At 67.1% G+C, this 13213-nt stretch carries 13 protein-coding genes; 1 reads left to right on the top strand and 12 read right to left on the bottom strand.

Going from position 1 to position 13213, the window contains the following annotated elements; genetic code table 11:
* Window positions 1–98: 98 nt before the first annotated feature.
* A complete protein-coding gene (locus RCI06_RS04895) occupies window positions 99–1637 on the top strand; it encodes a YifB family Mg chelatase-like AAA ATPase (protein WP_288234062.1) in 1539 nt (512 codons plus the stop codon).
* 53 nt (window positions 1638–1690) lie between these two features.
* Here the strand turns inward: RCI06_RS04895 and RCI06_RS04890 are convergent, their stop codons facing one another.
* The 12 genes from RCI06_RS04890 to RCI06_RS04835 all read right to left on the bottom strand — a co-directional run bounded on the left by RCI06_RS04890 (window position 1691) and on the right by RCI06_RS04835 (window position 13074).
* Window positions 1691–2515 (bottom strand): HAD family hydrolase, encoded by an 825-nt coding sequence (locus RCI06_RS04890; RefSeq protein ID WP_306574708.1) that lies wholly within the window; start codon window positions 2513–2515, stop codon window positions 1691–1693.
* A gap of 4 nt (window positions 2516–2519) precedes the next feature.
* Window positions 2520–3059: a nucleoside deaminase gene (locus RCI06_RS04885; RefSeq protein WP_306574707.1), complete on the bottom strand. Its 540-nt coding sequence runs from the start codon at window positions 3057–3059 to the stop codon at window positions 2520–2522.
* Entirely contained in the window at window positions 3059–4723 is a 1665-nt protein-coding gene (ptsP, locus tag RCI06_RS04880) for a phosphoenolpyruvate--protein phosphotransferase (RefSeq protein ID WP_306574706.1), read from the bottom strand. Before ptsP ends, RCI06_RS04885 begins: the two co-directional genes overlap by 1 nt.
* Before the next feature lie 17 nt (window positions 4724–4740).
* Window positions 4741–4998 (bottom strand): HPr family phosphocarrier protein, encoded by a 258-nt coding sequence (locus RCI06_RS04875; protein WP_306574704.1) that lies wholly within the window; start codon window positions 4996–4998, stop codon window positions 4741–4743.
* A 25-nt stretch (window positions 4999–5023) separates the two neighbouring features.
* Window positions 5024–5956, bottom strand: coding sequence for a pseudouridine-5'-phosphate glycosidase (locus RCI06_RS04870; RefSeq protein ID WP_101551270.1), 933 nt, complete (start codon window positions 5954–5956; stop codon window positions 5024–5026).
* Window positions 5957–5976: 20 nt separating this feature from the next.
* Complete coding sequence (locus RCI06_RS04865; protein ID WP_101551272.1) at window positions 5977–6816, bottom strand: PTS system mannose/fructose/sorbose family transporter subunit IID; 840 nt, start codon at window positions 6814–6816, stop codon at window positions 5977–5979.
* Window positions 6817–7560, bottom strand: coding sequence for a PTS sugar transporter subunit IIC (locus tag RCI06_RS04860; protein WP_101551274.1), 744 nt, complete (start codon window positions 7558–7560; stop codon window positions 6817–6819).
* 13 nt (window positions 7561–7573) lie between these two features.
* Window positions 7574–8047: a PTS sugar transporter subunit IIB gene (locus tag RCI06_RS04855; RefSeq protein WP_101551276.1), complete on the bottom strand. Its 474-nt coding sequence runs from the start codon at window positions 8045–8047 to the stop codon at window positions 7574–7576.
* A 13-nt stretch (window positions 8048–8060) separates the two neighbouring features.
* The gene (locus RCI06_RS04850; protein WP_101551278.1) at window positions 8061–8456 is read right to left on the bottom strand and encodes a PTS sugar transporter subunit IIA; all 396 of its coding nucleotides are present in this window, start codon (window positions 8454–8456) and stop codon (window positions 8061–8063) included.
* Between the two features lie 21 nt (window positions 8457–8477).
* Complete coding sequence (locus RCI06_RS04845) at window positions 8478–11204, bottom strand: sigma 54-interacting transcriptional regulator (protein ID WP_101551280.1); 2727 nt, start codon at window positions 11202–11204, stop codon at window positions 8478–8480.
* Window positions 11205–11552: 348 nt separating this feature from the next.
* Window positions 11553–12284, bottom strand: a complete 732-nt coding sequence (locus RCI06_RS04840) for a GntR family transcriptional regulator (RefSeq protein WP_101551282.1) — start codon at window positions 12282–12284, stop codon at window positions 11553–11555.
* On the bottom strand, window positions 12277–13074 hold the full coding sequence (locus RCI06_RS04835) for a GNAT family N-acetyltransferase (protein ID WP_306574700.1): 798 nt from the start codon (window positions 13072–13074) through the stop codon (window positions 12277–12279). The genes RCI06_RS04840 and RCI06_RS04835 overlap by 8 nt, the downstream gene beginning before the upstream one ends.
* Window positions 13075–13213 lie beyond the last annotated feature (139 nt).

Genomic DNA, 13213 nt, shown 5'->3' with positions numbered 1-13213 from the left:
CCCTGTTTTCGACCTGTTTCGACAAAATTTGCCGAAACAGGTCGATTTTGCTTTCCGGATATGGTATCCTTTTCCTATCAGAGGGGAGGAACGCCGCCATGCTGTCCACGATCCAAAGCCTGGGAATCCTGGGAATCGATCCCTATCCCGTCACCGTCGAGGTGAACGTCGCCCGGGCGATGCCCGCCTTCGACATCGTCGGCCTGCCCGACGCGGCGGTGCGCGAATCGCGCGAGCGGGTGCGTTCCGTCCTCTCCAACTGCGGCTATCCCTTCCCTGACGGACGCATCGTCGTCAACCTGGCGCCCGCCGACGTAAAGAAGGCGGGCTCCCTCTACGACCTGCCCATCCTCGTCGGGCTGCTCGCCGCGCAGGGGCTCCTGCCCGAAAACGCCCCGCTTGTGGATTCCGCCTTCATCGGCGAGGTCTCCCTCTCGGGCGGGCTGCGCCGGGTGTGCGGGGTGCTGCCCATGCTGCTCGGCGCGGCCGGGACGGGGATGCGCCGCGCCTTCATCCCCGCCGCCAACGCCGCCGAGGCGTCGGCCGCGCGGGGGATCGAGGTCTTCCCGGTCGGCTCGGTCGGGGAGCTCGTCTCCCACCTGCGCGGGGAATGCGCCCTCCCGCCCGCCGGGACGGCCCGCTTTGGCGGCGGGCCGCAGCCGCCCCTGCCCGACTTCGCCGACGTGAAGGGGCAGGGCCCCGCCAAACGGGCGCTCGAGGTCGCAGCGGCGGGCGGGCACAACCTGCTGATGATCGGCGCGCCCGGCACCGGCAAGAGCATGCTCGCCAAGCGCCTGCCCTCCATCCTGCCCGACATGACTGAGGAGGAGTCGATCGAGACGACGAAAATCTATTCCGCCTGCGGGATGCTCGCGCCCGACCTGCCGCTCATCCGGACGCGGCCCTTCCGGGCGCCGCACCACACCGTCTCGCCCGCGGGGCTCTGCGGGGGCGGCCCGGTGCCCCGGCCGGGCGAGGTATCCCTCGCCCACAACGGCGTCCTCTTTCTCGACGAGCTGCCCGAGTTCCAGCGGCAGGCGATGGAGGCCCTGCGCCAGCCGCTGGAGGACGGCGTCCTCACGATCGCGCGGGCGGGCGCGCGGCTGAGCTATCCCAGCCGCTTCATGCTCGTGGCCGCGATGAATCCCTGCCCCTGCGGCTATTTCGGCCACCCCACCCGGCGCTGCTCCTGCCCACCCTCCCGCGTGTCCTCCTATCTGGGGCGGGTGTCGGGGCCGCTGCTCGACCGCATCGACCTGAACGTCGAGGTCTCCCCCGTCACCTACGCCCAGCTGTCCGCGCGGCGGGACGCGGAGGAATCCTCCGCCGCGGTCCGCCTCCGCGTGCAGGCGGCGCGCGAACGCCAAACCGCCCGCTACGCCGGGACCGGCGTCTCCTGCAACGCCCGGCTCGACCCGTCGATGCTCGCCGAAGCCTGCCCGCTCGACCCCGAGGCGGAGCGGATGCTCGGGCTGGTGTTTGAAAAGCTCGGCCTCTCGGGGCGCGCCTACGACCGCATCCTCAAGGTGGCGCGCACGATCGCCGATCTCGGCGGGAGCGAACGCATCCGCGCGCCCCACCTCTCCGAGGCGGTGCAGTACCGCTCCCTCGACCGCAAATACTGGAACCGCGGATAATTTCAAAACGCGCGCGCCCCCGCCCCGGAAACTCCGGGACGGGGGCGTGTTTTTTACCCCGCCGGGAAGAGGGCCCTGAGCGCGTACGCGAGCGGGTCCCGCCCGCAGCGCGCGGTCACGCGCGCGTCCGGCAGCCTGCCCGAGATCGCCGAGCCCTCCGGCACGAAGGGCTGCCCGCAGATTTCCAGCATGGAAAGGTCGTTTTCCTCGTCCCCCAGCGCGAGGGTCCCCGCGAGGGAAAACCCCTCCCGGCGGCAGTATTCCCGCAGGGCCGCGCCCTTGGAAACGCCCGCGCCGCAGAGGTCGACGCAGCTTCCGCTCGACGAGACCAGCCGCACCCCCTCCATCCGACCGGCGAGCGCCCGCAGCGCCTCCGCCGCTTCGGATGGAACCCCCGGGAGCAGCAGGTCTGCGATCTCCCGCCCGCCGAAGTCCGCGCTGTCCCGGCAGTAAACCGGCTTATGGCGGAAACGGGGCCCGCACCGCGAAAAATGCGCTTCGTAAAAATTTCCCGCCTCCCACGCGCCGGCCAGCAAAATCGCGTCGGCGGCATAGGCCGCGTAGGGCGCGCCGAGCCGGTCGAGCAGGCGGCAGGCCCGGTAGGCTTCCTCCCCGGGCATGTATTCGACCGCACGGTAGGCCCCGGCCGCAAAATCATAGACCGCCGCGCCGTTCATGCAGATGGCGGCGGGATGGCATCCCGCGAGACGGACCGGCCACTCCGCGATGTGGGGATGCCGCCCCGTGACGGCGATGACCCGGATCCCTGCGGCGGACAGCGCGCGGACGGCGGCGCGGTCCGCCTCCCCCGGCAATCCGTCGGGGCCGAGCAGCGTCCCGTCCAGGTCGGTCGCGACACATTCGAGTCCGCCGAACACCCCCCTACCTCCCATCCGCGGGAGCTTCCAGGCTCCCCGCGCGGCAGGGGGCACCGGACCCGCTCTCTTTTATCGTCCCGGCCTCCCGTTCCTTTGCGCGCTGCTCGCGCCCGGCGTGCACCTGCGCGGCGCACGCCTCGTCAAGGATGCCTCCCGTCACCGTGATCCCCATCTCCGCGTAGCTTCCCGCCGTTTTCATGAGGAGCGCCGGGAAATCCGGCGCGGCGGAGCCGATGTAGATTTCCCGGATGCCCGCCTGCACCATCGCGGCCGCGCACATCGGGCAGGGCCGGTAGTTGCAGACGAGCAGGCAGTCCGACAGGTCGTTCCTCCCCAGCTTCGCGCAGGCCTCACGGATGAGCACCATCTCGGCGTGCGCGCAGGGGTTTCGTTCGGTATTTTCGCGGTTGCCGTCCCGCACGAGGACGCGGCCCTCCCGGTCGGCGATGACGCCGCCGTAGGGGTCGTCCCCCCGCGCGAGCGCGGCGGCCGCCTCCTCCATCGCCATGCGCACGAGCGCCTCGGCCCGTTTTCGTCCGAGCATCACTCCACCTCCCCGAGCGCGCGGGCAAGCGCGGCCCGCGCCTCCTCCATATCGAGCGACCGGACCCGTTCGCGCGCCTCCGGCAGCGCGGCGGGCGACATCGAAAGCTCGGTGATTCCCATCGCGAGATAGAGCGGGATGAGCGCCGGGTCGGCGGCCGACTCGCCGCACACCCCCGTCCAGACGCCGTTTTTCCGGGCGTTCTCCGCCGTCAGCTTCATGAGCCGCAGGACGGCCGGATCCGCCGGGCGGTAGTACCCGGCGATCCGCTCGTTCATCCGGTCGGCGGCCAGCGTATACTGGGTGAGGTCGTTGGTGCCGATGCTGAAAAAGTCCGCCTCACGCGCGAGCAGGTCGCTGAGGACTGCCGCCGCGGGCGTCTCGATCATGACCCCGACCTCCACGGAAGCGGTCTCCGTCCCCTCCGCCTCAAGCTCCGCGCGCGCCTCCCCGAGCAGTTTCCGGGCGCAGCGCAGTTCCTGGAGGGAGGCGATCATCGGGAACATGACCGCGAGCCTTCCGTGGACGGAGGCGCGCAGCAGCGCGCGCAGCTGGGTCCGGAAGAGCTCCCGCCGGTCCAGACAGATGCGGATCGCCCGCCAGCCGAGCGCCGGGTTTTCCTCCCGCCCCGTGTCGAGACAGGGGGCGCGCTTGTCCGAGCCGATGTCGACGGTGCGCACAATCACCCGCCTGCCCTCCATCCGTTCGAGGGCCTCCCGGTAGGCGAGATACTGCGTCTCCTCGTCGGGCGGCGTCTCCCGCCCGAGGTAGAGAAACTCGCTGCGGAAAAGGCCCACCGCCTCCCCGCCGTTTTCCAGAACCGCCCGCGCCTCCCCGGGCGCGCCGATGTTCCCGGCCAGCTCCACCCGGATTCCGCCGCGCGTTTCGGCGGGCGGGAACCCGCCGGCCCGCAGCCGTCCGAGGCGGCGCGCCGCCGCCCTCCGGCGGCTTCGCGCCTCCGAGAGCGCGGCCTCGTCCGGGTCGACCATCACCCTGCCCGCGTCTCCGTCAACGGTCAGCAGCCTCCCCTCGAGCTCCGGGGCCTCCGCAATCCCCACGACGGCGGGGATCCCCATCGCGCGGGCGAGGATGGACACATGGGAGGCCGCAGACCCGCGCCGGGTGACGAACCCCGCCACCTGCGAGCGGTCGAGCGAGAGGGTGTCGCTCGGGGTCAGCTCGTCCGCGACCAGCACGACGGGGCCGTCCGGCTCCCCCTCCCCGGAAAGCCCCCCTCCGCCGCCGAGCGCCGAAAGCAGCCGGCGGGACACGTCGCGGATATCCGCCGCGCGTTCGCGGATGTTGGGGTCCCCGAGCGCCTCGAACTCCGCCGCGAGGGCCTCCCCCGCACGGCGCACCGCCGTCTCCGCCGCCGCGCCCCCGTCGAGCTGCCGCTGGATTTCCCCGGTGAAATCCGGGTCGTCGAGCAGCAGCGCATGGATTTCAAAGATCTGCGCCTCCGCCTCACCGGCGGCTTCGACCGCCCGCTCCCGCAGGCCGCGCAGCTCCCGCCGGACGGCGTCGGCGGCCTCGCCGCATCGGCGCGCCTCCTCCCGCGCGCCTTTTCCGGGGATTTTCTCCTCCACCGCGGAGGGCGCGGCCAGCAGCCGCGCCCTCCCGACAGCGATTCCTCCGGAGGTTCCCGTTCCTTCCAGAATCTTCATGTTGTTCTCCCTTCCGCTCACAGGCTTTCGGCGCAGAAGGCGCGCATCGCCTCGCACGCGGCCTGCTCGTCCTCGCCGTCCACCGTGAAGGTCACCGTCTCCCCCGCCGCCGCGCAGAGGGCCATCACCCGCAGCAGGCGGGTGCAGTCGGCCTCCCGGTCCCCCCGGCGGATGGTCACCCGGCTTTTGAAGGCCGCCGCCTGCCTGACGAGCTGTCCGGCCGGCCGGGCGTGCAGGCCCATCGGGTCGCTGATCGTATAGTCAAACTGCTGCATAAAGCCCCTCACAAACCCCTTCCGCTCACAGCGCGTGGTATTCCCGCGCGATGACCGCCGCGACGCGCGCGTTGTTGCGGATGATTTCCACGTTGGCCGCGAGGCTCGCGCCCCCGGTCAGCTCATTGACTTTGGAGAGCAGGAACGGCGTGTTCTTTTCGCCCGCGATCCCCTCCTCCTTCGCCATCTCGACCGCCCGGGCGATTGCCGCGTCGATGACCTCCTCCGCGATCGCGAACCGTTCGGGGATCGGATTGGAGAGGATTGCCGCGCCCTCGAAGCCCAGCTCCCACTTCGCCTTGAGGAACCGGGCCACCATATGGTAGTCGTCGATCCGGTAGTCGATACGATACCGGCTGTGCGGGGTGAAGAAGGCGGGGAAGGAATCGGTGCCCATGCCGATGACGGGCACGTCCTTGGTTTCGAGGTACTCCTTGGTGCGGCCGATGTCGAGGATCGACTTGCAGCCCGCGCTGATGACCCCGACGCTCGTGCGGCCGAACTCCTCGAGGTCGGCGGAGACGTCCATCGACAGCTCCCCGCCCTTGCTGACCCCGCCGATGCCTCCGGTCGCCATGAACCGGATGCCCGCGATCGACGCGCACCGCAAGATCGCCGCGATCGTGAAGCCCGCGTTGAGCCCGTTCACGATGGCGTAGGGGATGCCCTTGACCGACGCCTTCATCGCCCTGGAGGCGGGGTCCGCCGGGTTGTTGGCGAGCGCGCCGACCTGTTCCCGGTCGAGCCCCACGACGATCTTCCCCTTGTAAACGCCGATGGTCGCGGGCACCGCGCCGTACTCCCGCACCGTCTCCTCCGCCATGAGGGCGGTCTCGACGTTGGTCGGGTAGGGCATGCCGTGCGAGATGATCGAGCTTTCAAGCGCGACGACCGGCTCGCCGTTTTGGACCGCCTCCCGCACGCGGGGGGCGACGGTCAGATATGGTTCGATATTCATTCGTCAGCTTCTCCTTTTCATTATATAATGTGCAGCAGGCTGAGCGCCACGACGCCCACCGCAAGGATTCCCATGATCTTGATCGCGCCCTTGCCCTTCTTGACCAGCCAGAAGCAGACGAGCGTCACCGCGAGCGGGAGCATCTTGGGCATGAGCTGGTCGAGGAAATCGGCCTGCAGGCTGATGGCCTGCTCGCCGCTGCCGTAGGTGAGGGTGGTGGACAGGCTCACATAGGTGGCGGTCAGCGCGCCGAGCACGCCGCATCCGACGATGCCCGCCGCGTGGACGATGCGGTCCATGAGCCCGCCCTTCAGGATTTTGGAGACCGCGTCCTTGCCGAGGCGGTAGCCGTAGTTGACGAAATAGATGCTCTGGGCGGCCATGGCCGCGACGACGAGTACGCAGTAGATGACGACGCCCGCGACGCCGAGGTTGTTTTCCAGCACGAGCGCGACGGAGAAGGCGAGCAGGATGGGGTAGATGATCGCCTGGTTGAGGGTGTCGCCGATGCCCGCCAGCGGGCCCATGAGGCCGGTCTTGACCGCGGTGATCGCCTCGCCCGAGACGCTGCCGTCCTTGGCGCGCTGTTCCTCCATCGCCACGCTGATGCCCATGATGACGATGCCGATGTAGGGCTCGGTGTTGAAGAACTCCTGATGCCGCTCGAGCGCCTCGCTCAGGTCCTCCTTGGAGGGGTAGAGTTTGGCGAGGATGTGGCTGATCGCGTTGGTGAAGCCGAGGCTCTCAAACCGCTCGTAGTTGATGCAGCAGTGGGAAAAAATGAACCACTTAAACCAGGCGTAAAGCAGGTCCTTTTTAGTGACGATCGACTGGACGACGCCGGTTTTCTCCTTTGCCATTTAAGCCACCTCCGCTTTCTGCATGTCGTTGAAGAGATAGAGCGCCGCCGCCGCGATCGCGAAGGCCGCCACGCCCATCATCGTCATACCCAGGTAGGACACGAGGAAAAAGCCCATGAAGAAATAGGGCGCCACGCTCTTTTTCATGATCACCTTGAGGTTGAGCGCGATGCCGACCGCCGGGAGCACGCCGCCGATGAGGGTGAGGATGCCGAGCACGCGGGTGCCGAGGAAATCGAGCGCGCTCTGGACGAACTCGGGCCCGAAGTAGGCGGCGAGCGCGACGGGCAGCACGGTCATGAGCAGCAGGACCGGCTGCGGATAGAGCACGTTCACCCGCCAGATGCCGCGGGTGTTCGCCTCGCGGGTGGGCTTGTCCGCCATGTGGGAGATGACGACGTTGAAGGTGTTGCGTCCGACCCACACGAAGGTGCCCAGCATGCCGAGCGGGACCGACAGGGTGAGCGCGACGCCCGTGTCGAGATTGGAGGCGATGGCCAGCGCCGTGGCCAGCGTCCCGGCGAGCGCCGGGTCGGAGGGCTGGGAGCCGCCGACCGACATCCAGCCCAGGTAGATCAGCTGGATGGTCGCGCCCATGATCGCGCCCTCCGCAGGCGCGCCGAGGATACAGCCGACCAGCGTGCCGGCGACGAGCGGTTTGCAGACGGTGAGGTAGCCGATGGCCCACGGCGCGCTCCCCAGGTAGTAGACGACCCCGATCAGAATCGCTTGCAGAACAGTCATTGTCCTTCCTCCTCTATAACACTTTGTCGATTTCCATTTCCTTGTCCTCCGGCACCACCTGCACATAGACGCGCACGCCGCGCTTCTGCAGGCGCAGGAGGGTCTCGTTCTCCGCCGGGGAGGAGGAGATGTTGCGGTAGAGGGTCGACCGGCCCGCGCGCTTGCACATGCCGCCCACGTTGAGCGCGCGGATCTCGACGCCGCGGTCCACGAGCGCCTCCACCGTTTCGGGCACCTTCACCAGCATGAGGATGCGTTCCTCCCCCGCCTCCTGCAGCAGGTATTCCGCCGCCCTGTCCACATCGGCCACCACGGCTTTGAACTCCTTTGGCACCGCCATCAGCAGCACCTCGGTCATAAACGAATCCCGGCAGGTCTCGTCGTCGACCACCATGATCTCGGTCGGGCTGTAAAGCCGCGACCACTGGGTCATGATCTGCCCGTGGATGAGCCGGTCGTCGATCCGTACCAATACGATATTTTTCATCTGCCTTCCTCCCCTACTGGTAAATTTCACGCAGGTTCCGGATCGACTCCCGCGCCGATTCGAGCGCGGCGTCCCGGATTTCGGCCGCGGTGCGGCCCTCCCGCATCGAGATCGCCTCGATGAGCATCGCGAGGTTCGCCCCGCTCACGCACTCGTACCCGAGGCCGCGGATGTTGCGGGCCGCCACGTTGCAGGGGGTCCCCGCGTACATGTCGGCCAGTACGAGCACGCCGCTGCCGTCGTCAAGCGCGCGCACCCGGCTGCAAAACCGCTCGTTGAAGGCGTCCATATCCACGCCCGGCTCGAGCGAAACCGCCTCGACCCGCTCGCTCTTCCCGGCGATCAGCTCGCTGGCTCTGACCATCGCCTCCGCCAGCCCCCCGTGGGACACCACCAGTATTCCAACCATACCCGTTCTTCCTTTCTTTTGTCAGTCCTCGTAATCCAGCGCGACGAGCTGGTAGATGTAAGCGATCTCGCTGACGGGGATTTCCACCGCGTAGTGGCTCGTCAGGAAGTGGAACGCCTCCTTGACCTGCGCCACGAACCGCTCTTTCTCCCGCAGGAACCCCTCCGTCTCGGGATACTGTTCGATGGGGGTCCGGGTGATCAGCCGCTCGATCAGGCAGCTGATGTGGATGTAGAGCGCGATGGTCACCCGGTTGCTGAACCGCTTGCCGGTGATGCCGCGCAGCCGGGTCACCGCCTCCTGCACGTACCCCATCAGCTTTTCGGGGTTGAGGATGGTGAGGTGCTTGACCACGTTGAGCAGCGAAAAATCCTTGAGCAGGTTCTTGTTGAAGGCGTCGAGCTCGGCCGCGTCGAGCCCGCCCGACAGCGCCGCGTCGATCCTGCCGAGCCCCTCCGCCGTGATCATGTCGCCGATCGCCAAAAAGGGGATGCCCTCGAAGCCGGGGTCCATCGCGCCGATCAGCAGCTTCACGTCGTACCGCCCGAACAACTCGTCCTCCTCGCGGCTCTGGATCAGCCGGTAGTAGTCATAGGCGATCACCGCCGTTTCGATCGGGCGCGGCAGGCTGCCGCTGAAAAGGTCGATCATCCGTTCGGCCACGCCGGTGTCGGCGTCGCTCATAAAGACGACCGCCTCCTGCTTGCGCCGGCTGGCGAGCACCCGGCAGCCGGGCGCCGCGTCCCCGCAGGCGCTCTTGAGGATCGTGCCGATCTCCTGCCCGCTCCAGATGCCCCTGCCGACCGCAAGCGCCAGCGCGGTGGAGACGTTGTCCGCCAGCCCGAGCCGGATGTTCGCGATCCCGCCCACCCCCTCGCCGACCGCCTCCATCGACCCGGTGTCGAAGAGCAGGATGAACGCCCGGCACGTCGGCCGCCTGCGGATGTACTTCCCCAGCCGCACCGCGAGGTCCGCCTCGCCGGCGTTCACCGGCAGGTCGATCGCGTCGAAGGTGTGCCGCCCGATCAGCTTGTTGACCGTCTCGGCCATGCTGCTGGCCGTGGCGTAGCCGCGGCAGGCGATCACGCCGCGGATGGCGCTCACCTGCACCCCCTTGTTGCTGTACTTGATGTTGAGCGCCAGCAGCAGCAGGTCCATCTTGGAGATGCGCAGGTCCATGTTCTGCCCGATGAGCTCGGACGCCTCGAGCGCGATGGTCATCTCCCCGGGCGAGGTCCTCCGCAGCGTCCCCAGCGCGCCTTCCAACTCGGCGTCCCGCCGCTCCAGCCACCGCTGGAGGGTGAGGTTGCGCTGCATCTGGGCGTGGAGCCCGCGCGATATGAGGAACCCGCAGTGGACGGGGAGCACGGCGTGGTACTTCTCCGACACGGCCTCCAGCACCCCGTCCACCACCTGCTTGATCGCGTTGAACCGGCTGTTGGTGTGCTTTTTATCGAAGTAGAGGTAGTCCATAAAGCTGTTGATATAGGCGTAGCAACGCTCGAACACGCCGCCGAGCGACGCCTCCTCCCCCGCCTGCCGGGCAAAGCACCCGAGGATCGAATCGTAAAAGCGCACGAAGATGTCCACCGCGTCCAGCTTCTCGTACTCGTTGATGCTGATGAGGCTCTCCTGCTCGTTCTCGGCGGCAGGGTCCGCGCGGGAGGCCGCCAGAATCTCCTCCGGCAGGTGGTACTGGTAGACGTAGAGGCTTTCCGCGTCCGCGTCGCTGTAGAGGAAGGCGTTGGCGCAGCAACTGCGCACGCAGTTTTTGAGCTGCGCGACGTTCCCCGCGTAGACATAGTCCATCATCCGGTGGAAAACGCTCGTGCCGATAAAGATCTTGCGCCCGTTTTTGCGGGCCTCCCGCTTGAAGAAATAGAGCAGCAGTTCCTTTTTCTCCTCGGGGGTGCGCTCCTCAAGCGGCGGGACGCTCACCGAAACGGGGATCAGGCGCTGCAGCGCCCGGTCGAGTGCGCGCCCCGGCTCGGCGGAAACGGTGAAGACGAGGCGGACGTCCGCCGTACGCACGGCGTCCTCCCCGCAGCGGGAATAGCGCCCGGTCTGCATGAACTGTAAGAGCCTCTCCTGGCACTCGCTTCCGAGGGCTCCCGCCTCGTCGAGCAGCAGCATCCCGCCGTCCGCGGCGGCAAGGCAGCCGGGGGCGTCCCCCCGGCGCACGTCGCCGAAAATCTGGGCGAGCGCCTCCCCGTCGCTGCGGTATTCGGCGCAGCCGGCGGCGACCAGCCGCCCGGGCGGCAGCACCCCCTCGTCCGCCGCGTACTCGTACATCAGCCGCGCGAGCAGCTTTTTGCCGGTCCCGGGCTGTCCCGCCAGCAGCACCGGCAGGCCGTGGGGCGGATATTTCACCGCCGCCTTGAGCTGCTCGATGCAGTCGCTGATGCTGCGCGTGCTGCCAATCGCCTTTTGAAAATTGCGCAGCCGGTTTTTTTCACGGTTCAGGTGCGCCGCCAGCTCCCGCAGGCTGTCGAAGGCGGGCTGGGCGACCGTCGCGTCGTACTGCGCCTCGAGCATCCCCTTGTGGAAAAAGTAGACCGGGCGCAGGTTCGCTTTGACGAGCAGCCCGTCCTTGACAAGCTCGTTGAGATACTGGCTTGTAAGGTTCCTGCTGACGTTCAGCCGGGCGCTGATGGCCGACGCGGTGAACCGCTCCGGCTCCTCTCCCCGGAAGCCGTCGGTCAGTCCCTTGATGTATTCCAGCAGTTCCTCTTTTGTTTTGACAAACATGTTGGCGCCCTCCCGTTGAAATGATCATAACCCCGCGCCCCGGGCGCGTAAATAGATTTTGCGAAGGTTCGACACAGCGGCGTGATTTCCGTCAGTCTTGTGGGGTTTTTCCAGTTTACCCCCCGTTATGTCGACGTTTTTCAGGCACATTCCCTCATCCGCCCGGCCGTTTTTGGTCCCTTCGACAGATTTTCACACCGTCCATGATACCATGCGCGCGCGGGAAAAGGACCCTTTCCGGCGCATCTCCAGTTATTTCCTCCCGCCGCCGCAGAAAAAGACAGCCCCCGCTCCGGGTCCCGGAGCGGGGGCTGTCTTCGGCAATTTCCTATGTGGGAAGGTAAAGCGTTATAAGCGGAAGTTGATATCGTAATCCTCGGGCAGGAAGTAGAACTTGCAGCGGGCGATCCCCTCCTTCTGGGAACCGTAGAGGATCTCCTCGATGTAGATGATCGGCGTCTCGTTCTCCACCTGCAAAAAGGCGGTGACGTTGTCCTCCGCGGGGACGACCTTGAAGGAGAGCTCGGCGGAACTCGCCAGCTCGAAAATCCTCCGGTTGACCAGCGCGTAGGCCTCGTCCTCGTTGTTGAGGTCGACGTCGAGCTCGTTGACATACCGCACGGGGATCTGCACGAACGAATGCCCGATCGGGCGGCCGCCCGAATAGTAGACGTTGTTGCTCGCCATGACGATCTCGCTGACGCGGATGCCCAGCCGGTGCTGGGCGATCTCGGTGGGCGGGCCGTAGTTATAGGAGATCTTGATCTCGGTGATCTCCCGGCGCGCGCATTCGATGACCGGGTTCACGATCCGACTGGCGGGCGCGCCACGCCCGGGGTCGTAGGTGATGAAGGTCCCCTTGCCCTGCTGCTTCGCGATGAGGTGGTCCTCATTGAGGATGGTCAGCGCCTGCCGCAGCGTGTTGCGGCTGACCCCGTACTTTTCGGCGAGCACCGGCTCGCTCGGCAGCTGGGAGCCGTTTTTGTAGACGCCGTCGACGATGTCGGAGTAGATCTGGTTGTAGATCGAAACGTAGGAAGGGATTTTGTTGTCGTTGAGGCTTGTGATCTTCTTATTCATCGAGTCCCGTCCTTTCCACCGCCTCCAAAGTCGCCCAGCCCCCCACCGTCCGGAAGCCGAGACGGTCGAAGAGGTTCTCCTCCGGCCCGCGCCCGCAGAAGACGCAGGGCTTCTTTCCCTCGGCCAGCACGGCGCGGGAGAGCGCGGAGACGATCTCGGAGGCGTACCCGCGTCCGCGGAAGGCGGGCGCCGTGCCCACCCCGCCGAGCATGACCGTCCGCCCCGCGCCGGCGGTGCTGTTACCGTGCGAAACGATCTCCCCGTCCCGCTCGAGCATCAGGTGGATGCCGTCGTTATTGCGGATGCGGTCGGCGATCATCTCGCCCGACGCATAGAGGGAGGTGAACTCCGGCAGGCTCTGCAAAAACCGGTGAACGCGCCCCGCGTCGGCGGGTTCCGCCCTGCGCGCCCGGCCGGCGGCCGGCTGGAGCGCGTCCTCCCCCTCCAGCATGCAGAGCCGTTTGCACCGGAGGATATATCCATCGCCCGCGTCCCCGCTAAGCCGTTCGACGAGCTCTTGTTTTCCCATTATAACAGAAATTGGAAAGCGTTTCAAAAGGGACCGCACAAAGGCCCCGTCCACGGCCTCCCCATAGACCATCAGGTTCTGGTAGAACCGCATGTATACCGCCCGGCAGACGCCGTTTTCCACATCCGCCCAGGTGTCCTGGAAGGGGGCGCTGGCCCCATAGAGCCGCAGGTCGGCCAGCAGGAAGGTGTTAAAGACGTATTCTTGCTCGAGATAGCGTTCGAGCAGCCCGGCATGCGAATCCGCGCATGTGATAATCAACCGATCACCTCAATCGGAAGCGGGGGGGGCCCCCGGCCCCCCCCCCCCCCGGGCATTATTAAAACTGGGGTTGGTGCACTCGGGGCCCGGGGGGCTTGCCGGGGTGTCGCCCCACCGGTCCACGGTGTGGGTGGTATAA

It is taken from the genome of Anaerotruncus massiliensis (ex Togo et al. 2026), assembly GCF_030825285.1.
Taxonomy (GTDB): Bacteria; Bacillota; Clostridia; order Oscillospirales; family Ruminococcaceae; genus Anaerotruncus; species Anaerotruncus massiliensis.
Note: the sequence above shows the minus strand (reverse complement) of the source record. Positions and strands in the feature narration are given on the sequence as shown.